This window comes from Janthinobacterium sp. CG_23.3 (assembly GCF_046115965.1).
GTDB lineage: Bacteria > Pseudomonadota > Gammaproteobacteria > Burkholderiales > Burkholderiaceae_D > Janthinobacterium.
In genome coordinates this window covers 1-22,133 of the sequence record NZ_JBJXIB010000018.1, presented here as the reverse complement: position 1 = coordinate 22,133, position 22,133 = coordinate 1, and the positions used below count along the sequence as shown (strand labels likewise).

Here is a 22,133-nt window from a genome sequence, read left to right as displayed (position 1 = left end):
CCAAGGTTGGCCCGGATGTTTCACGTGGAACGTTGGCCCCAGGTGTTTTCGTAGACCAGCTCGCCGATCGCGCGGCGCGTGTCCCAGCCCTCGGTTTCCAGCATCGGCGCCGGGTAAAACTCGGCGACCGGGGCGATGCACAGGATCGCGATCGGTTTGCTGCCTTCGGGCATGTGGCACAGCGCCCGCAGTTGCGCCGGATCGAACAGCGACACCCACCCCAGGCCGATGCCCTCGGCGCGCGCGGCCAGCCACATGTTTTGAATCGCGCAGGAGGCCGACGCCAGGTCCATCTCCGGCATCGTGCGGCGGCCGAACACGTATTGCTCGCGCTGGTCGGTCAGGCCGACCACCAGCAGTTCGGCGCACGACAGGATGCCCTCGACCTTGAGCTTCATGAAGTCCTCGGCGCGCTGCCCCAGCGCCTCGGCGGTGAGGATGCGCTCGGCCTCGACGTGGGCGTGGATGCGCTCGCGCAAGGCGCGCTCGCCGACGCGCAGGAAGCGCCACGGTTGCATGAAGCCGACGCTGGGCGCCATGTGGGCCGCGCCGATCAGGCGCTCCAACTGGCCGGGCGCCAGCGCCTCGGCGCTGAAGTGGCGCATATCGCGGCGCTCGCGGATGGCGCGGTAGACCGCGGCGATTTCTGCAGGCGTGAATTGGTTCGGCGTCATGCTGGGCCTTGTGGCGTGGGGACGGGACGAATTCTAGTGCATCGGCGCCGCCCCCCTATCTTTGCCACGAAAATAAAAACCCCCGTCGCTCGGCAGCGCGACGGGGGTTGGGTACTACCGGGCGCGGCCTGGCCGCGGCCCGACCGCGGCGCTTAGCCGGCGGCTTTGACTTTCAAGTCGTTTTTGACTTCCTTGACGCCGGCGACCGAGGCCACCAATTGGACGACGCGGTCGCCGGCTTCGGCGCTAGGCACGTCGCCTTGCAGCATGACGACGCCTTTTTTGGCGCTGACGCTGATCGGCAGGCCGGCCAGTTGCGCGTCCGCGCTCAGGGCCGCTTTGGCCGAGGCGGTGATGGCTTCATCGGTCACTGCTGCGTTGGCGGCGAGCAGGGTCGCCTTCGCAGGAGCGGCTTGTTCCGCGTCCGCTGCGTAGGAAGCTGTGATCGATGCGCCCGACAGCAGGACGACGGCAACGAAGTTGTTCAGCAGTTTCGATTTTTGCATGGTCATGGTAAATCCTCTCGTATGTGGTTGAAGCAACACTGTTTGAAGCGTCACACCAAGACATATAGCAATCGCCGTGCCAGCTATTTAAATCGCTTATAAATCAATGACTTAGTATTTCACCCCGGCGACGGCCGCCGCCGCGGCGGGTTTTACGCCGCTTTTTGTCGCCTGGCAGCGACAACATTTCCACCCGTATCGCCAAGTCGTTGATTTTACAGCGCTTATTTCTGTCGTTCGTCGGCGACAAGCTCGGCGTCGGCCCTGAACAGGCTCGGCGTGAGTTCGTATTTTTGCAGCAGGCGGTAAAACTCGGTGCGGTTGCGGTCGGCCAGGCGCGCGGCGTCGGCGACGTTGCCGTCGGTCAGGCGCAGCAGTTGTACCAGGTAGTCGCGCTCGAAGCGCTGCTTGGCCTCGTTGTAGCTGAGCGCCTCCAGCGACGGCACCCGCAGCGCGCGCTGCACCAGCGACAAGGGCACCAGCGGCGCCGTCGCCAGCGCGCACACCTGCTCGACGACGTTGAACAACTGCCGCACGTTGCCCGGCCACGGCGCGCCCACCAGCGCCGTCAGCGCGTCGGGCGCGAAGCCGTTCAGCGGCTTCTGGTACTTGCCGGCCAGCGTTTGCAGGAAATGCTTGGCCAGCAGGGCGATGTCCTCGCGCCGCTCGGCCAGCGTCGGCAGCGACAGCGTCACCACGTTCAGGCGGTAATACAAGTCCTCGCGGAACTGGCCCTCCCGCATCGCCACGTCGAGGTCGCGGTGGGTCGCCGACAGCAGCCGCACGTCGACCGGCTTGACCTCGTTGGCGCCGACTTGGCGCACCGCGCGTTCCTGCAGCACGCGCAGCAGCTTGACCTGCAACGGCAGCGGCATGTCGCCGATTTCGTCGAGGAACAGGGTGCCGCCGTCGGCCGCCTGGAACAGGCCGTCGCGGTTGGCCACGGCGCCGGTGAAGGCGCCCTTGACGTGGCCGAACAATTCCGACTCCAGCAACTGCTCGGGGATGGCGCCGCAGTTGACGGCGATGAAGGGCGCCTTGGCGCGGTGGCTGGCGTTGTGCAGCGCGCGCGCCAGCAATTCCTTGCCGGTGCCGCTGGCGCCGCGGATCAGGATGCTGGCGTCGGAGGCGGCCACCAGCTTGGCCTCGGCCAGCAATTCGGCCATCTGCGCGCTGCGGCTGATCAGGCCGGCGCGCCAGTTGTCGTCGCTGGCCGCCGGCGCCGCCAGGTTGGGGTTCAGGTTGACGGCGTAGGCCACCTTGTCGAGCAGCAGCTTGCCGTCGAAGGGCTTGGTCAGGTAGGCGAACGCGCCGCGCGCGGTGGCCTCGACCGCGTCGGGGATGGTGCCGTGCGCGGTCAGCAAGATCACCGGCAGCGCCGCGTGCTGGCGGCGGATTTCGTCGAACAGCGCCAGGCCGTCGCGGCCGGGCAGGCGCACGTCGGTGATGACCAGGTTGGGCAGCTCGACCGCCAGCCGGGCCAGCGCCGCCTCGGCGCTGGCCACGGCCGTCACGCGGTAGTTGCCGGCGTTCAGGCGGATCGTCAGCAGGCGCAATAAATCGGGGTCGTCGTCGACCAGCAAGATGTGCGCTTGTTGGGCCGGTTGGGCCATGGCGGCGCTCATTTCGGCACCGACGCGGCCGGGCGGACCGACATCGTGCGCTCGATGTTTTTCAGCGCCTCGAGCTTCTCGTTGAGCTGCTCGTTGCGGCGCTGGGCTTCGCGCACCTGCTGGTTCAGCTTGTCGGCCGCCTCGTCCTGGCGGCGCGCGTCGGCGTAGCCGGCGGCGAGGAACTGGGCCAGCGGCTTGAGGCGCTGCTCGTCCGGCGCGGCCGCCTGGGCCACGCCGTCGAGCAGCGCCTGGGCGCGGCCCAGGTCGCCGGCGCCGCGCAGCGCCGCCAGCAGCATGGCGCGGCGCACGGTGGCCTTGGCGGACGCGTCCTGTCTATTCAGCTCGACCAGGGCGCGCCCCAGCTCGGCCTGCGGCAACGCGCGCAGGCCGGCCTGGAAGGCCAGCAGTTCGTTGACGGCGCCGTCGGGCGCGGGGGCGGCGACGACCGGCGGCGGCGGGCAGGCCGCCACCGGGGCCGGCGGCGCCGGCTTGACGGCGCAGGCCGCCAGCAGCAGCGCGCAGGCGCAACTGAAAATTTTATGCATCATAGGGGAGTTCGATCCGAAAATGGGCGCCCGTCGGGCTGGGGAGAAGTGTGACCGTGCCGTGGTGCGCGGCAATGTATTCGCGCACGATGGACAGGCCGATGCCGTTGCCGTTGCGCGCGCCGGCAGCCTGGCGCGCGCCCTGGTAAAAGGGTTCGAAGATGCGTTCGGCGTCTTCCGGCGCCACGCCCGGGCCGTCGTCGCTGCAGTCAATACGCAGGCCGTGCGCGGCGGCGCCGACGGTAAACACGATGACCCCGCCGTCGGGGCTGAAACGCACCGCGTTCGACAACACGTTGGCCAGCGCGGCGGCCAGCTTGTCGCGGTCGGCCAGCGCGCCGACCGGCGCGCCGCGCACCTGCACGCTCAGGTGCCGGGCTTGGCATTGCAGGCGCTGCTCGTCGACCACCGCGTGCAGCAGTTGCAACAGGTCGACGTTGACGCGCTGCAGGTGCTGGGCGTCGAAGGCGGCGGTGTTATAGCGCAGCAAATCCTCGATTTGCGTTTGCAGCGAGGCGGTGTTCTGGCGCAGGATGCCGGCGATTTCGCGCTGGCCGGACGTCAGCGGCCCCGCCACCTCGTCCTCCAGCAGGGCGACGCCCTCGCGCAGCGCCGCCAGCGGCGTCTTCAGCTCGTGCGAGATATGCCGCAGGAAGCGTTCCTTGTCGGCGTCCAGGTCGGCCAGGCGCTGGCGCAGCCAGTCCAGTTGCTGGCCGAGGCGGCGCGTGTCGGCCGGGCCGCCGACGGTAATCGGCTGGTCCAGGCGGTTTTCGCCGAGGCGCTCGATGGCGCTTTCGATGCGCCGCAGCGGGCGCGACAGCAGGAAGCCGAAGCACATCGCCAGCGCCGCCGCCAACAGCACGGCACCGGCCACCAGCGCCGCCAGCAGGCCGCGCTGGCGCTCCAGTTCGCTGAGCAGGGCGTCGCCGCGGCGGCCGATTTCACGCTTGCTCTCGCGCGCCAGGCTGTCGTTGATCACCGGCAGGCGTTCAAACACCTTGTACAGCGCCGGGTGGCCGCCGCGGTTGCGCCGCTTGGCCGTTTTCAGCACGGCCCACGCGGCCTCGCCCTGGGCGCGCCATTCGGCCTGCAAGGCCGGCGCCAGGCCGGGCATGGCGCCGGCCAGCGCCAGCAGCGCGGCGTCGGCCTCCTGCCAGGCGGCGAAATAGCGGTCGCGGAACACGCCGTCGTCGAGCACCAGGAATTGGCGCGCGCTGCGCTCCATCGCCAGGGTGCGCTCCGACAGGCGTTGCGACTGCTCGGTCAGCATCACGGCCTGGGCCGCGCTTTCGCGTCCCAGCCGGGCCAGCCGCTCCAGCGTCAGCAGGGCCTGCAGCGAGGTCGCGGTCAGCACGCCGGCGATCAGGATGAAGGCGGCGAACAGCAGCTGACGAAATGAAAGTTTAGACAAAATACCAACCTAGTTGCATGCGCAACCGCGAGCTTACAACAATACCAAGCATCGGCGCTTTCGATTGGCGCCGCCGCGCCCGTCACGGCTCCATATAGATCAGTTCCCACATGTGGCCGTCGAGGTCCTGGAAGCCGTGGCCGTACATGAAGCCGTGGTCCTGCGCTTGCTTGAAGGTGGTGGCGCCGGCGGCGACGGCCTTGGCGACCGTGGCGTCGATGGCGGCGCGGCTTTCCGACGACAGGCAGATCAACACCTCGGTGCTGGTGCTGGTGTCGCAGATTTTCTTCGGCGTGAAGGTGAGGAATTTTTCCTCGGTCAGCAGCATGACAAAGATGTCGTCGCTGACGATCATGCAGGTCGCCGTCTCGTCGGTGAACTGCGGATTGAACGTGAAACCAAGCGCGGAGAAAAATTCGACCGAGCGGCCGAGGTGCCGGACCGGCAGGTTGACGAAAATTTTGCTTGCCATGAGGAGTCCTGTTTGAAGGTTCGATGGAGGCTGCGGCGACACGCTGTCGCCGAATAAATTCTATCCCATCAACAAGGCAAAAAAGACATTTTTTTGCGCCAGTGTAGCGCGACGGGCCGCGCCATCGTACCGATGGCGGGCGAAGTGGCGCTCGCGCGGCTGCCGGATTAGCGGCCGTAGTGCGCGGTCAGGCTGGCCGTGCCGAGCGCGTTGGCGTTGATCATGTAGCCGATCAAGGCGGCGCTGGCGCCGGCCGGCACGTCGAGTTTGGCCACCTTCAAGGCGTGCACGGTAAAGATGTAGCGGTGCGGCTTGTCGCCGGCCGGCGGGCAGGCGCCGCCGAACGCGCTGGTGCCGTAATCATTGCGACCCTGCAAGGCGCCGGCCGGCAGCGCGGCGCCGTTGGCGTCGCCCGCGCCGGCGGCCAGGCCGGCCAGCGTCGGCGCCAGGTTCACCACTTGCCAGTGCCACCAGCCCGAGCCGGTCGGCGCGTCCGGGTCGTAGACGGTCACGGCCAGGCTGCGGGCGGCGGCCGGCACGCCCTGCCATTGCAAGGCCGGCGACAGGTTTTTGCCGCTGCAGCCGAAGCCCTTGAACACTTGCTCTTCGCGCAGGACGACGCCCAGGTCCGGGCTGCTGAGGGTGAAGTCGGCGGCGCTTGCCCACAGCGGGCAGGCCAGGGTGATCGCCAGGAGGGCGGTGTTGAGACGGAACGACATGGGGATTCTCCAATCAGTGTGGGTGGCCAGTATGGCCGCCCGGCCCCGCCCCGATTAGCCCGCGCGCGCCAGCTTCTGTGCGCAAACGTCCACACCTGCGCCGTCGCGATTGCCTACGCCACCCTGGCCGCTTCCGGCGGACGCAACTGTTTCGGTGGAAACCCGAAGCGCCGGCGGAACGCGGCCGAGAACCGGCTGTGCGACTGGTAGCCGCAACGCAAGGCGATGTCGCCGACCGCCAGCGGCGTGCTCTGTAGCAAGGCCAGCGCCGTTTCCAGCCGCGCCTCGCGCAGGATGCCGGCGAAACTGGCGTCGCAGGCGTGCAGGCGCCGCCGCAGGGTGCTGGCGCTGGTGTGGAACGCTTCGGCCAGCAGCGCCAGCGTCCAGTCCGCGTGCGGACGCTGGCCGACCATGCGCCTGACCCGCTCGTCCCAACCCGGCGCGCCCGGCGGCGGATAGGCGACGCCGGCCTCGGCCAGCAACAACAGTACTTCCAGCAGGCGGTGCGTCTGCAGCAGGCCGGCGCGGGCCTCGAAGGCCCGCTGCGCGCTGTCGCGCAACTCCGCCGTCATGTCCAGCCCGGTGAACGGCGCTTGCCGCGTCGCCGGGAACTGGGCGCCGTACAGCGCGTGGAACTGTTCGATCAGCGCCGGCGAAAATTGCAGGATCAACGCGCGGTAGTGGCCGCCCGGCGCGGGCTCGTTGACCACGTCCCACTGGGTGCCTTGGGCAAGCAGGAAGGCCTGGCCGGCGCCATAGTGCTGGTGGACGTGCCGGCCGATCAAGGTCTTGCGGCCGGACTGGACCCAGCCGAACATCGGCTCGCGTATGGTCATGCGCGCCACCCGGTGGGCGGCGCGGGTGGCGATCAGACAAGCGGTGGTGGCGGTGGTGGCGGCGATGGCGGTCAATGGAGGTTTCCTACTGAGGCAAACTGGCAAAGGGGAATTTTCTCACGGACGACGCCGCTTAGCCAAATCCCGGTCTAGCCCGGTATCCGGTTGGCGCACCCTTGGCCGGCCATGAAACAGGCCAGGTTGTCGAAGGTGATGCCGGCGATTTCGCGCAACGCCTCGATGGTGAAGAAACCCTGGTGGCCGGTAACGAGCACGTTCGGAAACGTCATCAGGCGCTGGAACACGTCGTCGTCGATGATGTCCGACGAGTGGTCGTGGAAAAACAGGCTGCTTTCCTGCTCGTAGACGTCGATCGCCAGCGCGCCGAGCTGGCGCGACTTGAGCGCGGCGATCACCGCGCCGGTGTCGACCAGGGCGCCGCGCGAGGTGTTGACCAGCATCGCGCCCGGCTTCATCAAGGGTAGCGTGGCGCGGCCGATCAGGTGCCGGGTAGCCTCGGTGAGCGGGCAGTGCAGCGAAACGACGTCGGACTGCGCCAGCAGCGCGGGCAGCTCGACCATCGTCCCCAGCGCGTCGAACCGCGGCGACGGAAACGGGTCGTGCCCGAGCACGCGGCAGCCGAAGCCCTTGAAAATGCGCGCCGCCGCCAGGCCGATCTTGCCGGTGCCGACAATGCCGACGGTTTTGCCGTGCAGCGTCATGCCGAGCAAGCCGTCCAGCGCGAAATTACCCTCGCGCACGCGGGCGTAGGCGCGGTGCGTGTGGCGGTTCAGCGTGAGCACCAGCGCCAGCGCGTGCTCGGCCACCGCCTCCGGCGAGTAGGCCGGCACGCGCGCGGCGAACATGCCGAGCCGGGCGGCGGCGGCCGCGTCGAGGTTGTTGTAGCCGGCGCAGCGCAGCAACAGCGCGCGCGTGCCGAGCCGGTGCAGCGCCTCCAGCACCGGCGCGTCCAGGCAATCGTTGACGAACACGCAGACCGCCTGGCAACCCTGCGCCAGCACCGCCGTCTCCAGCGCCAGCGGCGCCGTGTGGTACAGCAATTCGATCGCGGCGCCGTTCGGCTGGCGCCGCAAGGCTTCGTCGAAGAAGCGGCGGTCGTAGGGCTGGGTACTGAATACGGCGATTTTCATGCGCTGACTCCTGGAGCGAATGGCGTGGCGGGTTGACGCGCGACAGGGCGGGCGTCCTGCCACTGAATACAGTCGGCACATTATTGCCGACATCGCCCCCGAGCGCGTGCGGCGTTCGCCTGTTTTCCAGGCGGTAACGAATGAAGTAGTGCGCCGAAACGTGCGCGCGGCAAGGCTGGTATTTTTTATAATACACGCCTATCCTGAAGTCCCTTTCACGTCACCCAGAAGGAGAATGCCATGTCATACGTAGATGGTTTCATTGTTCCCGTACCCAAGTCGAATGTGGAGGCCTACCGCAAGATGTCCGAGGTCTGCGGCAAAATCTGGCGCGAACATGGCGCCTTGCGCTTCCGCGAATGTATGGCGGACGACGTCAAGCCCGGCAAGCTGACCTCGTTCCCGCAGAGCGTGGATCTGCGCGAAGGCGAAGTGGTGTTTTTTTCGTGGATCGAATACGCATCGCGCGCCAAGCGCGACGAAATCAACGACAAGGTGATGAAGGATCCGCGCATGGCCGACATGATGAAGCCGGAGGCGATGCCGTTTGACGGCAAGCGCATGATTTACGGCGGCTTTGAGTCGATGGTCGACCTGTAAAGCGGCGGCGCCCGCAACTTGGTACAGCCGGGTGCGCGCGCGTCCTTGCGGCGCGGCGCGCTCGACTTCGTCACTGATGGCCGAGAATGTTGACGAGCCTGCCGAAAGGGTCGCGCACATAGAAGCGGCGCACGCCCCAGGGTTCGTCAACCGGCCCGTATTCAATCGGGAAGCCGGCGTTGCGCATACGTTCGAGTGCGGTGTCGACGTCATCGACTTCGATCGACAGATCCGGCACCGGCGTGCCCGCGCCGCCTTCCGAGGCAAAGCTGATCTGCACGCTCATCTGCTCGACCGGCGAGCCGTAGGTTTGAATCCAGCCATGGTCCATCAACAGGTCCAGGCCAAGCACGTCCTGATAGAAGGCTTTCGCGCGGCCGGGGTTTTGCGTACTGATATTGGCAAGCACTCGTTTGACTTTTATCGTCCTCATCGCCTTTTCCTGATTTTTACGGTGGTAAATCGAGCCGTACACTGAGCAATATCGGCTCGCCCAGAACACGGGACGCCACGGTTGCGCGGCACTTTCCTTATAATATGCAACAAACTAACTTGCGCCAGCAAATGCCCAACATCTCCACCGATCTGCCAAACATCCTGTCGAGCGTGCGTTGCGACGGCGATTTTTATAGCGCCGGCACCAGCGAAATTGCGCCGCCCAATCTCAGCGTTGACGGCGTCGGCCTGATTTCGCTGCCGTTCCAGCAAGCCCAGCTTGAACAATTGATCGCGGTCGCTAATCGCGCGCCCTTCGGCCTGGGCGCGCAAACCCTGGTCGACACCAGCGTGCGCAAGACTTGGCAGATCGACGCGTCGCAGCTGCATTTCGGCGGGCGCCACTGGCAGCGTTCGCTCGACGCCATCGTCGCGCAAGCGAGCGCCGGGCTGGGCGTAACAGAGCCCGTGGTGGCGCAGTTGTACAAACTGCTGGTGTACGACACGGGCAGCTTTTTCGTGCCGCACCGCGACACGGAAAAGGCGGACGGCATGTTCGCCACGCTGGTCGTGGTCTTGCCGTCGGTGTATACGGGCGGCGAGTTATCGATACGCCACCGCGAGCGCGCGGTGAACCTTGAACTGGCTTGCGCCGATCCGTCGGACGCCGCCTTCGTCGCCTTCTACGCCGATTGCCTGCACGAAGTGCGTCCGGTCAACTCCGGCACCCGCCTCACGCTGATCTATAACCTGGTCCGTAGCGGCCCGGCCGGCGCCGCCGCGCCGCCGCAATACTTGTCCGAGCAGGCGCAGGCGACCAGCCTGTTGAAACGCTGGCTGGCGCAGCGCGAGGCGAACGACGAGGACGCGCCGGAAAAGCTGGTGTATCCGCTCGAACACGCGTACTCGGCGGCGGAACTGGGGTTTTCTACCTTGAAGAGCGCCGACGCCGCCGTGGCGAAAGTGCTGCTGGCCGCGGCCGCGGCCAGCGCTTGCGATATCCACGTGGCGCAACTGGTGATCGAGGAAAGCGGCAGCGCCGAGTATGACGGCGGCGACGATTACTATTCGCGCCGGCGCGGCCGCTACCGGGACGACGACGACCCGGACAACTACAGCGTCGCCGAGATCATCGAGCGCAGCGCCAGCGTGTCGGGATGGCGCGACGTCGACGGCAACGCGCCATCGTTCGGCGACTTGCCGCTGCAAGACATGGAATTATGCCCGCCGGACGTGCTCGACGAGGCCGATCCCGACGAGCAGCATTTTCGCGAAGCCACCGGCAACGAGGGCGCGAGCTTCGAGCGCAGCTATCGGCGCGCGGCGCTGGTACTGTGGCCGCGCGCGCGCCGGCTCGCCGTGCTTGCCCAGGGCGGGCTGGCCGGCACGCTGCCCTACCTCGACAAGCTGGTGCTGGCCGGCCATGCGGACGGCGCCGACGCCGCGGCCCTGGACGACGCCAAGTCGCTGGCCGGCATGATCGTGCGCGACTGGCCGAGCCGCGTTAGCCATCGGGGCGACGCGGCGGCGCGCTGCCTGGCCAGCCTGGCCCGGCTGGGCGAGACGGCGCTGATCGACCGCTTCCTCGCCGAGATACCGGCCAGCGGCCGCTACGACGGCGGCGAAAACGCCAGCCTGGCCGCCGCCGCTTTGCTGTTGCCGCCGGCGCGCGCGGCCGAGCTGATCGACCAGATCGTCGGCGCCAACGCCAACTACGCCCTGGGCGCGTGCGCCGATCTGCTCGCCAAGAGTTGCGCCGAACGACCGGACGCGCCATCCCTGCTGGCGCCCGCGGCGCGCACGTTGGTCGACGCGCTGCTGGGCGTCCACGTCGGCGCGCCCGCTGCGCAGTCGTGGCGCTCCGCGGCGTGCGCGGACGCCGCGCTCGTCGTCAATATGCTCGGCGCGCTGCGGCGCATGGAGGCCGGCGAACTGGCCGGCGCGGCAATCGAGCACATGCTCGCCCACTACGACGCCGACGCCGTGCTGGTGGCGGCCGCGCTGGCGCTGGGCGAAGAGTGCGACCAGTTCGCGCCGGCGCGGCGGCTGCGCGCATGGGCGCGGGCCCATCTGCGCGCGCGCATTGCGCTGGACTTGAGCGCGCCGCAAGATTTTCGGCGTCCCAGCGCGCTCGCCTGCGACTGCGAATACTGCCGCCGGCTGGCCGCCTTCCTGGCCGACCCGGCAAGCGCCAGCTGGACCTTGAAGGCGGCCGAGGCGCAGCGGCGCCACGTCGAGCGATCCATCGCCGAAAGCCGCTGCGACGTCAACTGCGCCACGGTCAGGCAAGGCAGCCCCCACGGCCTCGCATGCACCAAGAACCAGGCCAGTTACACCAGGCGGGTGGCGCAGCGCGCGCAAGACCTGGCCCACCTCGCGCGGTTGACGCCATGAAAATCCTCGAATACACGGCGCTCGACACCACCGGCGTCAAGGCCGCCTACCGCAAGGTGGTCGAGGCCATCGCGCGCGGCGACTTCCGCGCCGCGCAAGTGAAAAAACTCAGCAATATCAGCCACGGAGAGTTTTACCGCGCCAAACTCGACGGCGCCGACAGGCTGTTGTTTTCCCTGGTCCGCCACGGCGACGAAGTGTGCGCGCTGATGCTGGAAGTCATCGCCAACCACGCCTACGAAAAGTCGCGGTTTTTGCGCGGCACCCCTGTCGACGAGGAAAAAATCGTCGACGTCGACGTCGACGAGGCCGCCAGGGAGGCGCAGCCGCTGCGCTATCTCCACCCCGACTCCGGCCGCATCCACATGCTCGACAAGCCCATCTCCTTCGACGACGCGCAGCAAGCCGTCTATCTGGAGCCGCCGCCGCTGATCGTGGTCGGCAGCGCCGGCAGCGGCAAGACCGCGCTGACGCTGGAAAAGCTCAAACTGGCCGACGGCGCGGTGCTGTACGTGACCCATTCCGCGTTTTTGGCCAAGAACGCGCGCGAACTCTACTATGCGAACGGCTTCGAGCGCGAGGGCCAGGAGGCGGCGTTCCTGTCTTACCGCGAGTTCGTCGAATCGCTGCGCGTGCCGGCCGGGCGCGAGGCGGGCTGGCGCGATTTTTCGGCCTGGTTCGAGCGCATGCGGCAAAGCCACAAGGGCTTCGACGGACACCAGGTGTTTGAAGAAATCCGCGGCGTGATCGCCGCCAACGCCGGCGGGGTGCTGTCGCGCGACGCCTATCGGACGCTGGGCGTGCGGCAGTCGATCTTTGCGGCGCAGCTGCGCGATGAACTCTACGACCTGTTTGAAAAATACCGGGACTGGCTGGACGCGAGCGCGCTCTACGACCTGAACCTGGTGGCCCAGGCGTGGTTGCCGCTGGCGGCGCCGCGCTACGATTTCGTCGTCGTCGACGAGGTCCAAGACATCACCGGCGTCGAGCTGGCGCTGATACTGCGCACGCTCAAGCATCCGGGCAACTTCCTGCTCTGCGGCGACTCCAACCAGATCGTCCACCCGAATTTCTTTTCCTGGAGCCAGGTCAAGAGCTTGTTTTGGCGCGATCCGACAATGGCGGAGCGACAAGAGCTGCGCGTGCTCAGCGCCAATTTCCGCAACGGCGTGCAGGCGACCCGCGTCGCCAACGACCTGCTCAAGATCAAACACCGGCGCTTCGGCTCCATCGATCGCGAAAGCAACTTCCTGGTGCAAGCGGTCGGCGGCGAAAACGGCCAGGTGGCGCTGATCGCCGACAAGGACGCCACCAAGCGCGAACTCGACCAGAAAATCCGCCTATCCACCCAGTTCGCCGTACTGGTCATGCGCGACGAAGACAAGGCCGAGGCGCGCAAGCATTTCGCCACCCCGCTGCTGTTTTCGATCCACGAAGCGAAGGGATTGGAGTACGAGAATATCGTGCTCTACCGCTTCGTTTCCGACCACCGCGCCGAGTTCGCGGAAATCGTCGACGGCGTCGGCAAGGCCGACCTCGCGGCCGACACGCTCGACTACCGGCGCGCGAAGGACAAGGGCGACAAGTCGCTGGAGGTGTACAAGTTTTATGTCAACGCGCTCTACGTCGCGCTGACGCGCGCCGTCAAGAACCTGTATGTGATCGAATCGGACGTCGGCCATCCCCTGTTCGGGCTGCTCGAGCTGAACGCCGGCGACGTCAAGGTGGCGGTCGAGAAATCCTCGGCGGAGGAGTGGCAAAAGGAGGCGCGCAAGCTTGAGCTGCAAGGCAAGCAGGAGCAGGCCGACGCGATCCGCCGCGGCATCTTGAAACAGACGCCGGTGCCTTGGCCCATCCTCGACGCCGCCAAGGTCAACGGTTTGCTCGTCAAGGTGTTCCGCGAGCGGGCGCCGGGCAACAAACTCAAGCAGCAACTCTACGACTACGCCTGCTGCTTCGACGAGCCGATGCTGGGGCACACCTTGGCGCTGGAAGCCAAATTCGAACCTGCGCAACATTTCCCCCAACAGCGCGACGCGCTGCGGCGCAAAACCTTCGCCCCCTATTTCGCCAGCCGCTTCAAGGATATCCTGCGCCAGTGCGAGCAATTCGGCGTCGAGCACCGGCTGCCGATGAACCAGACGCCGCTGATGGCGGCGGCGGCGGCGGGCAATGTCGCGCTGGTGGAAGCGCTGCTGGAACGCGGCGCCGACCGCGAAGCGGCCGACCACTACGGCAGCAACGCCTTGCACTGGGCCATGCGCGAAGCCTTCCGCGACCCGGCCTTCGCCCAGGGCCCGTTTACCACCCTCTACGAATTGCTGGCGCCGCCCTGCGTCGACGTCCAGTCCGGCGAGCGCCTGGTGCGCATAGACCGCCACCTGTCCGAGTATTTCCTGTTCCAGACGCTGTGGGCGCTGTTCAAATCGCGCTTTACGCACACGCAACGGCGCGCCAACGGCGCCTTCGACGCGCAAACGATCTTGCAGGCGTGGCAGCACATGCCGGCCAACGCGCTGCGCCCCGAGCGCAACAAACGCACGCACCTGTCCAGCGTACTGTCGCGCAACGAAATCGAGCGCGACTACGCCTACAACCGGGCGCTGTTCATGCGCGTTGCGCAGGGCTGGTACCAATTCAATCCGCAATTGTCGGTGCGCATGCGCGTCAAAGTTGGCGAAGAGCAGCGCTGGACCCCGGTTTTCGAGGCGCTCAACCTGCCGCTGATCAATGAGTTTGCCTGGGACAACGACTGGACCAATACCCGCGAGCCCATCGCGCGCTACCTGAACCTTGGCGGTCTGCCCGAACGCACCGACGCCATTCTCGCCGAAGGCTTGATCGCGCGCGAAAAGGCCAGGGAGGCGGCGCGCCTGGCGCGGGCGGGGAATGTCCGTGGCTGAAGAAACGCAGGCCGGCCGTTATCGGCCGGCGGCGGTCGCGCGCGCGTCCGTCCACGCCGGGACGGTTGCAGGCAAACGACCGCCGGCTACGCTGGCAGGAACGGTGTGATATTGCGCATCGCGCGCGCAACGTAGTCTTCCTTTTCCCCCACCGGCGCGACGTAGTGAATGGCTTCGCGCGCCGACTCGACGCCGTCCAGACGGGCAATGAGCCAGGCGGCAAGATACTGCGAGGCCAGGCAGCCGCCCGCCGTGGCGACGTTGCCCTTGGCGACGAATGGCTGGTTCAGCACGGCGACGCCGGCTTCCTCGACCCAGGGCTTCGTCGTCAGGTCGGTACACGCCGGGACACCGTCGAGCAAACCGAGCTTGGCCAGCACCAGCGTGCCGGAACATTGCGCCCCCAACAACTGCCTTGACGGATCGAGTTGCAGCTGCGCCATCAAGGCCTCGTCGCGCACGACTTCCCGGGTCAGCATGCCGCTGCCCACGAGCACCGCATCGGCCGCGCATGCCTCGCGCAACGAGACCTGCGCTTCCATCAGCAGACCGTTCATCGAGCGGACCTGCGTCGTGGGACTGGCGATCGAGACGCGCCAGCCCGGCTTCTTGACGCGCTTGAGGATACCCAGGGCAATCAGCGAATCGAGTTCGTTGAAACCTTCGAAGGTCAGAATGGCGATATGCATGGTGTCGTGGTCGAATGGGTTGCGGTGAAATATCGTATGCCAATAATCCAGTACAATCAAATTATTGTATTGGATACACTTCCACATGCCCCACGCCCGCTACAAACTCCTGGTCGACGCGTTTGCCGCCGATATCCGCTCCGGGCGCCTGCCGCCGGGCGCACGCCTGCCAACCCACCGCCAGCTTTCGGCCAAGGAGGGCATCGCCCTGGTCACCGCCACGCGGGTGTATGCCGAACTCGGCGCCATGGGACTGGTCAGCGGCGAGACCGGCCGCGGCACCTTTGTCAGGGAAACGTCGCTGCCACGTGGCTTGGGCATCGACCAACAGGCGGCGACGGCGGGCATCGTCGATCTCAATTTCAACTATCCCTCGCTACCCGGCCAAGCGGATTTGCTGCGTGGCGCCTTGCGCCAGCTGGCGTCGTCCGGCGACCTGGATGCGCTGCTGCGCTACCAACCCCACGGCGGCCGCCGGCATGAGCGCGACAGCGTGGCCCGCCACCTCGCGTGCCGCGGGCTGGTAGTCGGCGGCGACCAGGTGTCGATCGTCAATGGCGCGCAGCAAGGGCTGGCGGTGACTGCCATGGCGCTGTTGCAGCCCGGTGACGTTGTCGCGACCGACGCGCTGACCTATTCGGGGTTCAAGGTGCTCGCCGAAGCGCAACGCCTGGAACTGGCGCCGATTCCAACGGCCGGTCAAGGCCCCGACCTGGACGCGCTGGAGCGCCTGTGCGCCAGCCGGCGGGTGCGCGCCGTGTACGCGATGCCGACGCTGCACAACCCCTTGGGCTGGGTGATGAGCGAGCGGCGGCGGCGGCAACTGGTAGCGATCGCCCGCAAACACGGGCTGCTCATCATCGAGGACGCGGCCTATGCCTTCCTGGCGGAGGATGCGCCGCCCCCGCTGGCGGCGCTGGCGCCGGAAAGGACCGTGTACGTCTCGGGGCTGTCGAAGAGCGTGGCTACCGGGCTGCGGGTGGGATTCGTTGCTGCGCCCGCCGCATGGGTGCCGTCGATCGAGCGGGCGATCAGGGCCACCACATGGAACACGCCCGGCGTGATGACGGCGATCGCCTGCGGCTGGCTCGACGATGGCACCGTCGCCCGGCTGGAGTCGGAGAAGCGGCGGGATGCGATGCTGCGTCAATCGATCGCCGGCGAGGTCTTGGCCGGATTGCCATGCGTTGGCCATCCGGCGTCGTATTTCCTCTGGCTTCCCCTGCCGGAAGAGGTGCGCGCCGACCAGGTGGCGATGGCGCTGATGCGCGAACGCATTTCGGTGTCGACCGCGGAACCCTACGCGACCTCGGTGCACCTGCCCCATGCGCTACGCCTGGCGCTCGGGTCCGTGGAGTTGGAGGCGCTCCGGCAGGCGTTGGAAACGGTCAAGCGGGTAATCGGCGCTTACGCGTATTGAGGGAGTTGGTTGCTGCGGCCCGGTAAGGCTGGCACAGCTCAGCGGTCAAACTACGTGTTTCCGCGAATGGCGATGGCAATGTCGATGATCCGGCGGCTGACCTCGATGACCTCGAATTCAGCGAGGATGGCGTCCAAGACCGGTTTATCCTGCGGGCGTGGTATCTCGCCGGCGCGTAACTCCATGTAAGTGACGACGCTAATTGCCGGCCTGTCGTAACTTCCCAACTCAATAGTCGCTTGGTGGACACCATCCAGCATGTCGATGAAGATATTGGTATCGAAAAGAACTAGCGCCATTCAGCCCTCAGTTGCCCCTGGTATTCAACCCCGTCCTATGGGATGTCCTTGCGGTCCTTCCAGAGTCCCTCGGCCGCCGTCAAAGCAGCATGCAGGCGCTGCCGGCCCGCGTCTTGCGGCGTTATGGCAGGTTCAGGCGACGCGGCGATATCCGCAGGTCCGTCGCAGTTTTTTAGAGTGTCCATACGGCCTCCCGTCCATTAAATTCAGGATCAGTGTATCCGATTCCGGAATTGGTGTCGTTGAGCGAATTCAGAAAGCTTCGACGAATTGATCGCTTCACTCTGGCGTTCCAACGGTAAGGCAGGGGCTGGAAAGCAACGTTCGTGTATAAGCAAATTATTCTATTCGATACGTTTCCGCGTGGCGGGTCGATTACGCTTTCCTGCATCCGACGCGCGTCCGCGCAAGCCGAACCGGAAAAACGCTTACACCAGTGGGCGCCGGGGCGGAAGGCCGTCGCCGAACAGGTCGGCCAGGCGCGCCAGCGCCTTGCCGTTATGCATATGCAAGCGCCCCTCGTCAATGTGATGCAGGCCGAGCAGTTCCAATTTGCGCAGCGTCTTATTCGTGTGAACCAGCGACAGGCCCAGGCTGTCGGCCACATGCTGCTGGGTAAGCGGAAACGGCACGCCCGAGGCGCCGCCGTCCTCTTGCAGCGCGGCGGCGCGTTTGAACAGCACAATCAACAGGGCGGCAATGCGCTCTTCGGCGTTGCGCCGGCCAACGGAGAGCAAGGTATCGTCGACCATCGATTCTTCGTGGGCGGTCAACCAGGTGACGTCGAAGCCCAATCTGGGCGAGCGCCGGTGCAACTCCCACAGCGAGTCGCGCCGGAAAACGCAGAATAAGGCGTCGGTCAGGGTGGCGACGCCATGGGCGGCCATGTCGGCCATCTTTTGCTGGACGCCAATGAAGTCGCCCGGCAGCAGAAAACCGAGGATCTGCCGGCGCCCGTCGCTCAGCGTCTTGAAACGGAAGGCCCAGCCTTGCCTCAACGTGAAGAGGCGGGCGTCGGTCTGGCCCTCAAAAATCAACATCTCGCCGGCGCGCAGCCTCAGTTCGCGCTCCTTCAACGACTGCACTACGTCGATATCCTCCGCGGTGTTTTCAAGAAAACTAGGCGATTGCCTCAGCGGGCACCGGCTACAACGTACTTCAGTCATTATTTTTCTCGATAAACGGTGGAGGGCGGACAAAACATGTCTTTTCACACAGGCACGAATAGACAAACCGGCTACACTTCGGTCGATTATCGAACTTACGTTAATGCAACATTAACGGGTCCACGCGATCCGGTCTGTTCGCTGCCGCATAGAACGAAAAACAGGATTCAACGCCGCCGCCATCCGCGCTTGCCGCCGATGGCAGCCGGGGCCGCATTCGACCGTCACCGCCAAGTTAATAATATTGCATTAATGATCAAGACTCCGCTACCGCCAATTTCCCCCCACCGCTGCGCGTCGTGCGGAGCAACCCTGCCGGAAAAAAATGCAGAGGGCTTGGGCGCGGCCAGGCAAACGCCGCCGCTGGTGGCGGACGATGCGGGCCAGCGCGCCGTAAAACTGGACTTGCGCGAAAAGGCTTTGCGGATACGCGAAGAGGCCATTGAGGAGCGCGAGAGCGACTTCCGCCGGCGCGAAGCCTTACTCGCCGTGCAGCAAGGAAAAACGTTCGCGCTCAGGGTCCAGGAAATTTCCGACGCGCAAATCGCCAAGGCGACCCAGGAATACCGCCACACGCAATCGAACGAGGCCGATGGCAAGCCGCGCGGCGCCCCCCCGGTGCGCGACGGCGAACAGTAGGGGCCAGCTGTTGCCGATGGCAGACATTGCGGCCAAACTCGCCGAGCTGGTTGCCCTCTAGCTTTATTGGCTACACAGAGGTTTAGCTTTTGTCCCCTTTATTCTGTTGATGATCGCTTTGGTTCGACAGCGGCCCTTCGCGCAGGCCGAGAAGGGGGCTTGCCGATATGGGCCGCCATTTGCAATTAGCGCGAGCACACCGCCATGGAATGCGCGCTGGCGCCGTCAATTGCAAGCTCATTTGCAGATAGCGTGAGCATGGACCTGCCTTCGTTTGCAGTTATTTCGAGCCGAAATCAGCGTCAAATGCGAGCACGGTAGGTTTCGAATGCGAGCCGCTACACCTAAACACCGCTGCATTCTGGAACCCGGAGAAAGTCGCGGAAGCACGCAGCGCGCGCGACGACCTCGCCAAGGTCAACCGGCAGATCGCGAGTAAAGCTGTTGAGGTGGCCAACCTGCTTTTGCAACGGGAATATCTCCACAACACCTCCGGCTTTAGTTGCAATACCCATTACCACGTTTGCAACCTGATCAAGGCGGCTGGCAGAAACAACCACGGGTTCACTTCTCGCGCTCGCCTCTCTGGTGAACTGCGCGCTGGACCTTGACGCGGAGAAGTTGTCGGACGGGACGTACTTGAAACGGCTGCGTCAGCGAGAACGCGAGGGATCCCAGTAGCCTGGTTCGAAGCGGCGATTCCGGCATGCTGGTCAATCCAGAGCGCATGCGAAAAAATGGCGCAGTCCGTGAGGGGCTGCGCCACTTGTGTCAAACTTAATTGGTTTGTGTCAAACTTAATTGTTTTGTGTCGAACTTAATTGTTGTCCACAACTCTCGTCATGCTTCAACTGGTTCCTTACTCGACCGTCACCGACTTGGCCAAGTTGCGCGGCTTGTCGACGTCGGTGCCGCGGGCCAGCGCGGTGTGGTAGGCCAGCAATTGCAGCGCGACCACGTGCAGGATCGGCGACAGCAGGCCGTAGTGTTCCGGCAGGCGGATCACGTGCAGGCCTTCGCCCGAGGTGATGCGCGAGTCGACGTCGGCGAAGACGAACAGCTGGCCGCCGCGGGCGCGCACTTCCTGCATATTCGATTTCAGCTTTTCAATCAGCGCGTCGTTCGGCGCGATCGTGACAACCGGCATTTCCTCGGTCACCAGCGCCAGCGGGCCGTGTTTCAGCTCGCCGGCCGGATAGGCTTCTGCGTGGATGTAGGAAATTTCCTTGAGCTTCAGCGCGCCTTCCAGCGCGATCGGGTAGTGCATGCCGCGGCCGAGGAACAGCGCGTTTTCCTTGCGCGCGAAGTCTTCCGACCAGGCCATGATTTGCGGCTCCAGCGCCAGCACGGCGGCAATCGCCACCGGCAGGTGGCGCATCGCCTTCAGGTGCGCCGCTTCTTCCTCTTCCGTCAGGTGGCCGTTGACTTGCGCCAGCGTCAATGTCAGCAGGAACAGCGCCGCCAGTTGCGTGGTGAAGGCCTTGGTCGAGGCCACGCCGACTTCGACGCCGGCGCGGGTGATGTACGACAACGCGCATTCGCGCACCATCGCGCTGGTGGCGACGTTGCAAATGGTCAGCGTGTGCAGCATGCCCAGGCTGCGCGCGTGCTTCAGCGCGGCCAGGGTGTCGGCCGTTTCGCCGCTTTGCGAGATCGTCACGACCAGGGTGTTCGGGTGCGGCACGCTGTCGCGGTAGCGGTATTCGCTGGCGATTTCCACGCTGACCGGCACTTTGGCGACCGATTCGATCCAGTATTTGGCGGTCAGGCCGGCGTAGTAGCTGGTGCCGCAGGCCAGGATCAGTACGCGGTCGATCTGTTTGAAGACCTTGTAGGCGCCGTCGCCGAACAGTTCCGGCATGATGCCGGTGACGCCTTCGAGGGTGTCGCCGATCACGCGCGGTTGTTCGAAGATTTCCTTCTGCATGTAGTGGCGGTACGGACCCAGTTCGGCCGCGCCGGTGTGGGCGTACACGGTTTTGACGTCGCGCTCGACCGGTTTGCCGTCGGCGTCGACGATCCAGACGCGCGACAGTTGCAAGTCGACGACGTCGCCTTCTTCCAAGTAGATGATCTGGTCGGTGGTGCCGGCCAGCGCCATGGCGTCCGAGGCGACGAAGTTCTCGCCCTCGCCCAGGCCGACGATCAGCGGCGAGCCTTGGCGGGCGGCAACCACGCGGTGCGGTTCCTCGCGGCAGAACACGGCGATGGCGTAGGCGCCGTGCAGGCGCTTGACGGCGTGCTGGACGGTATCGAACAGGTCGCCGTTGTACATGTGTTCGACCAGGTGGGCGATCACCTCGGTGTCGGTCTGGCTCTGGAACACGTAGCCGAGGGCAGTCAGTTCGGCACGCAACTCGTCGTGGTTTTCGATGATGCCGTTGTGCACCAGCGCGACGCGGGCGTTCTCGTCGCTCGGCGAGAAGTGCGGGTGGGCATTGTGCGACACCGGCGCGCCGTGCGTGGCCCAGCGGGTGTGCGCGATGCCGGTGAAGCCGCCCAGGGTCGCGCTGTCGATCTGTTTTTCCAGGTCGGTCACGCGCGAGGTGCTGCGCGAACGGCGCAGTTGGCCGTCCACGTGCAAGGCCACGCCGCAGGAATCATAGCCGCGGTATTCCAGGCGCTTCAGGCCTTCGAGCAGGACAGGGGTGATATTGCGTTGCGCTACTGCGCCGACGATGCCGCACATGGGAGCCTCTTGAATGGAAAATAGTGAATGGACGCATCGTAATGCAGAGACTATGAAATATGCTTTCTAATTCAATTAAAATATGAAAGAATATTTCACTGATATTTTTCAATGAAATATAATTTCATTTTCATTGAAAATCTTTTCCATATTGATGAAAGCGTTCATGGCAGACTCCACCTTGCATCTCGACGAAGTCGATCGTCGCATCCTGAATGCGCTGCAGCTTGACTCTTCACAAAGCAACAGCGAGCTGGCGCTGGCGGTCCACGTGTCGGCGCCCACTTGTCTGCGCCGCGTCAAGCATCTGACCGAGAGCGGCGTCATCGAGCGCCAAGTCGCCATCGTCGCGCCGCAGATGGTGGGCGCGCGCCTGAGCGCCATCGTCGAAATCACGCTCGACGTCCAGGCCGCCGAGCGGATGCTGGAGTTCGAGCGCCATGTCGCCGCCGAGGCCGCCGTGCTGCAGTGTTACCGGGTCTCGCCCGGACCCGACTTCGTGCTGATCGTGCAGGTTGCCGATATGCCAGCCTACCACGCGCTGGCGCACCGGCTGTTCGCCGCGCACGCCAATGTGCGCAACGTGAAGACGTATTTTTCTACCTTCCGCAGCAAGTTTGAGACTCGCATTGCTGTTTGATGGGCTGGAGCGAAAGTTGTACACCGCTTATGCACATCCTGTCCAGCGTTTGCACACATGCTTATACCGTGCTTGCCAAAGCCTTATACCGGTGTTTTTCACAGGCTTATACACAGGCTCACTAAGTACGTCATAGCGAAAATTTGGATGGACTAGCGACTAATAGAGCAAATACTTATCCTCTTCTTTTGGGCATGCTTTTCCACAGGCTTACCCACAATAACGATCCGCATGCATCAGGGCGATTGCATGAAGAATCAGGCCGGCAGCCCCAAGACCTTGGCAAGATAGTCGGCGCTCCATCCTGCCTTTAAGCGTTTGCTGGCGATTCC

The 22,133-nt window shown here is 65.2% G+C and carries 21 protein-coding genes; 6 read left to right on the top strand and 15 right to left on the bottom strand.

Annotation, left to right across the window (positions count from 1 at the left end; translation table 11 throughout):
- Positions 1-20: 20 nt before the first annotated feature.
- The 9 genes from bluB to ACFDR9_RS07050 form a co-directional block, all read right to left on the bottom strand.
- Positions 21-674 (bottom strand): 5,6-dimethylbenzimidazole synthase, encoded by a 654-nt coding sequence (gene bluB, locus ACFDR9_RS07090; RefSeq protein ID WP_409030544.1) that lies wholly within the window; start codon positions 672-674, stop codon positions 21-23.
- 152 nt (positions 675-826) lie between these two features.
- The gene (locus tag ACFDR9_RS07085) at positions 827-1,186 is read right to left on the bottom strand and encodes a BON domain-containing protein (protein WP_017878214.1); all 360 of its coding nucleotides are present in this window, start codon (positions 1,184-1,186) and stop codon (positions 827-829) included.
- A gap of 218 nt (positions 1,187-1,404) precedes the next feature.
- Entirely contained in the window at positions 1,405-2,793 is a 1,389-nt protein-coding gene (locus ACFDR9_RS07080) for a sigma 54-interacting transcriptional regulator (protein ID WP_409030543.1), read from the bottom strand.
- Between the two features lie 8 nt (positions 2,794-2,801).
- Positions 2,802-3,341, bottom strand: coding sequence for a hypothetical protein (locus tag ACFDR9_RS07075; RefSeq protein WP_409030542.1), 540 nt, complete (start codon positions 3,339-3,341; stop codon positions 2,802-2,804).
- Positions 3,331-4,749 (bottom strand): ATP-binding protein, encoded by a 1,419-nt coding sequence (locus tag ACFDR9_RS07070; protein ID WP_409030541.1) that lies wholly within the window; start codon positions 4,747-4,749, stop codon positions 3,331-3,333. Before ACFDR9_RS07070 ends, ACFDR9_RS07075 begins: the two co-directional genes overlap by 11 nt.
- 82 nt (positions 4,750-4,831) lie before the next feature.
- Positions 4,832-5,221, bottom strand: coding sequence for a VOC family protein (locus ACFDR9_RS07065; protein ID WP_017878210.1), 390 nt, complete (start codon positions 5,219-5,221; stop codon positions 4,832-4,834).
- A 167-nt stretch (positions 5,222-5,388) separates the two neighbouring features.
- Positions 5,389-5,940 (bottom strand): YbhB/YbcL family Raf kinase inhibitor-like protein, encoded by a 552-nt coding sequence (locus tag ACFDR9_RS07060; RefSeq protein WP_409030540.1) that lies wholly within the window; start codon positions 5,938-5,940, stop codon positions 5,389-5,391.
- 113 nt (positions 5,941-6,053) lie between these two features.
- Positions 6,054-6,851 carry a helix-turn-helix transcriptional regulator gene (locus ACFDR9_RS07055; RefSeq protein WP_409030539.1) on the bottom strand — a complete coding sequence of 266 codons (798 nt, stop codon included), beginning with the start codon at positions 6,849-6,851 and terminating at the stop codon, positions 6,054-6,056.
- A 74-nt stretch (positions 6,852-6,925) separates the two neighbouring features.
- Complete coding sequence (locus ACFDR9_RS07050) at positions 6,926-7,927, bottom strand: 2-hydroxyacid dehydrogenase (RefSeq protein WP_409030538.1); 1,002 nt, start codon at positions 7,925-7,927, stop codon at positions 6,926-6,928.
- A gap of 240 nt (positions 7,928-8,167) precedes the next feature.
- Between ACFDR9_RS07050 and ACFDR9_RS07045 the strand changes: the two genes are divergently transcribed.
- The gene (locus tag ACFDR9_RS07045) at positions 8,168-8,527 is read left to right on the top strand and encodes a DUF1428 domain-containing protein (RefSeq protein WP_026133221.1); all 360 of its coding nucleotides are present in this window, start codon (positions 8,168-8,170) and stop codon (positions 8,525-8,527) included.
- Positions 8,528-8,597: 70 nt separating this feature from the next.
- Here ACFDR9_RS07045 and ACFDR9_RS07040 read toward each other — a convergent pair whose 3' ends face one another.
- The gene (locus ACFDR9_RS07040) at positions 8,598-8,951 is read right to left on the bottom strand and encodes a VOC family protein (protein WP_409030560.1); all 354 of its coding nucleotides are present in this window, start codon (positions 8,949-8,951) and stop codon (positions 8,598-8,600) included.
- A gap of 113 nt (positions 8,952-9,064) precedes the next feature.
- On the opposite strand from ACFDR9_RS07040, the gene ACFDR9_RS07035 reads away from it, so the two are divergent.
- Together ACFDR9_RS07035 and ACFDR9_RS07030 are read left to right on the top strand one after the other, a co-directional pair.
- Positions 9,065-11,356, top strand: a complete 2,292-nt coding sequence (locus ACFDR9_RS07035; RefSeq protein WP_409030537.1) for a 2OG-Fe(II) oxygenase — start codon at positions 9,065-9,067, stop codon at positions 11,354-11,356.
- Entirely contained in the window at positions 11,353-14,259 is a 2,907-nt protein-coding gene (locus ACFDR9_RS07030) for an ankyrin repeat domain-containing protein (RefSeq protein WP_409030536.1), read from the top strand. Before ACFDR9_RS07035 ends, ACFDR9_RS07030 begins: the two co-directional genes overlap by 4 nt.
- A gap of 86 nt (positions 14,260-14,345) precedes the next feature.
- Here the strand turns inward: ACFDR9_RS07030 and ACFDR9_RS07025 are convergent, their stop codons facing one another.
- Positions 14,346-14,948 carry a DJ-1/PfpI family protein gene (locus ACFDR9_RS07025; RefSeq protein ID WP_017878202.1) on the bottom strand — a complete coding sequence of 201 codons (603 nt, stop codon included), beginning with the start codon at positions 14,946-14,948 and terminating at the stop codon, positions 14,346-14,348.
- 85 nt (positions 14,949-15,033) lie between these two features.
- Between ACFDR9_RS07025 and ACFDR9_RS07020 the strand changes: the two genes are divergently transcribed.
- The gene (locus ACFDR9_RS07020) at positions 15,034-16,368 is read left to right on the top strand and encodes a PLP-dependent aminotransferase family protein (protein ID WP_409030535.1); all 1,335 of its coding nucleotides are present in this window, start codon (positions 15,034-15,036) and stop codon (positions 16,366-16,368) included.
- A 50-nt stretch (positions 16,369-16,418) separates the two neighbouring features.
- Here ACFDR9_RS07020 and ACFDR9_RS07015 read toward each other — a convergent pair whose 3' ends face one another.
- Both ACFDR9_RS07015 and ACFDR9_RS07010 read right to left on the bottom strand, forming a co-directional pair.
- Positions 16,419-16,667, bottom strand: coding sequence for a hypothetical protein (locus tag ACFDR9_RS07015; RefSeq protein WP_017878200.1), 249 nt, complete (start codon positions 16,665-16,667; stop codon positions 16,419-16,421).
- A gap of 428 nt (positions 16,668-17,095) precedes the next feature.
- The gene (locus tag ACFDR9_RS07010) at positions 17,096-17,752 is read right to left on the bottom strand and encodes a Crp/Fnr family transcriptional regulator (RefSeq protein WP_017878198.1); all 657 of its coding nucleotides are present in this window, start codon (positions 17,750-17,752) and stop codon (positions 17,096-17,098) included.
- Positions 17,753-17,869: 117 nt separating this feature from the next.
- Here ACFDR9_RS07010 and ACFDR9_RS07005 point away from each other — a divergent pair, with 117 nt between their 5' ends.
- The gene (locus ACFDR9_RS07005; protein WP_157406765.1) at positions 17,870-18,472 is read left to right on the top strand and encodes a hypothetical protein; all 603 of its coding nucleotides are present in this window, start codon (positions 17,870-17,872) and stop codon (positions 18,470-18,472) included.
- A 344-nt stretch (positions 18,473-18,816) separates the two neighbouring features.
- Here ACFDR9_RS07005 and ACFDR9_RS07000 read toward each other — a convergent pair whose 3' ends face one another.
- Positions 18,817-19,032 (bottom strand): hypothetical protein, encoded by a 216-nt coding sequence (locus ACFDR9_RS07000; protein WP_157406762.1) that lies wholly within the window; start codon positions 19,030-19,032, stop codon positions 18,817-18,819.
- A gap of 299 nt (positions 19,033-19,331) precedes the next feature.
- Positions 19,332-21,161, bottom strand: coding sequence for a glutamine--fructose-6-phosphate transaminase (isomerizing) (gene glmS / locus ACFDR9_RS06995; RefSeq protein ID WP_409030534.1), 1,830 nt, complete (start codon positions 21,159-21,161; stop codon positions 19,332-19,334).
- 166 nt (positions 21,162-21,327) lie between these two features.
- Between glmS and ACFDR9_RS06990 the strand changes: the two genes are divergently transcribed.
- Positions 21,328-21,801, top strand: a complete 474-nt coding sequence (locus tag ACFDR9_RS06990; protein WP_409030533.1) for an Lrp/AsnC family transcriptional regulator — start codon at positions 21,328-21,330, stop codon at positions 21,799-21,801.
- The last annotated feature ends 332 nt before the right edge of the window (positions 21,802-22,133 follow it).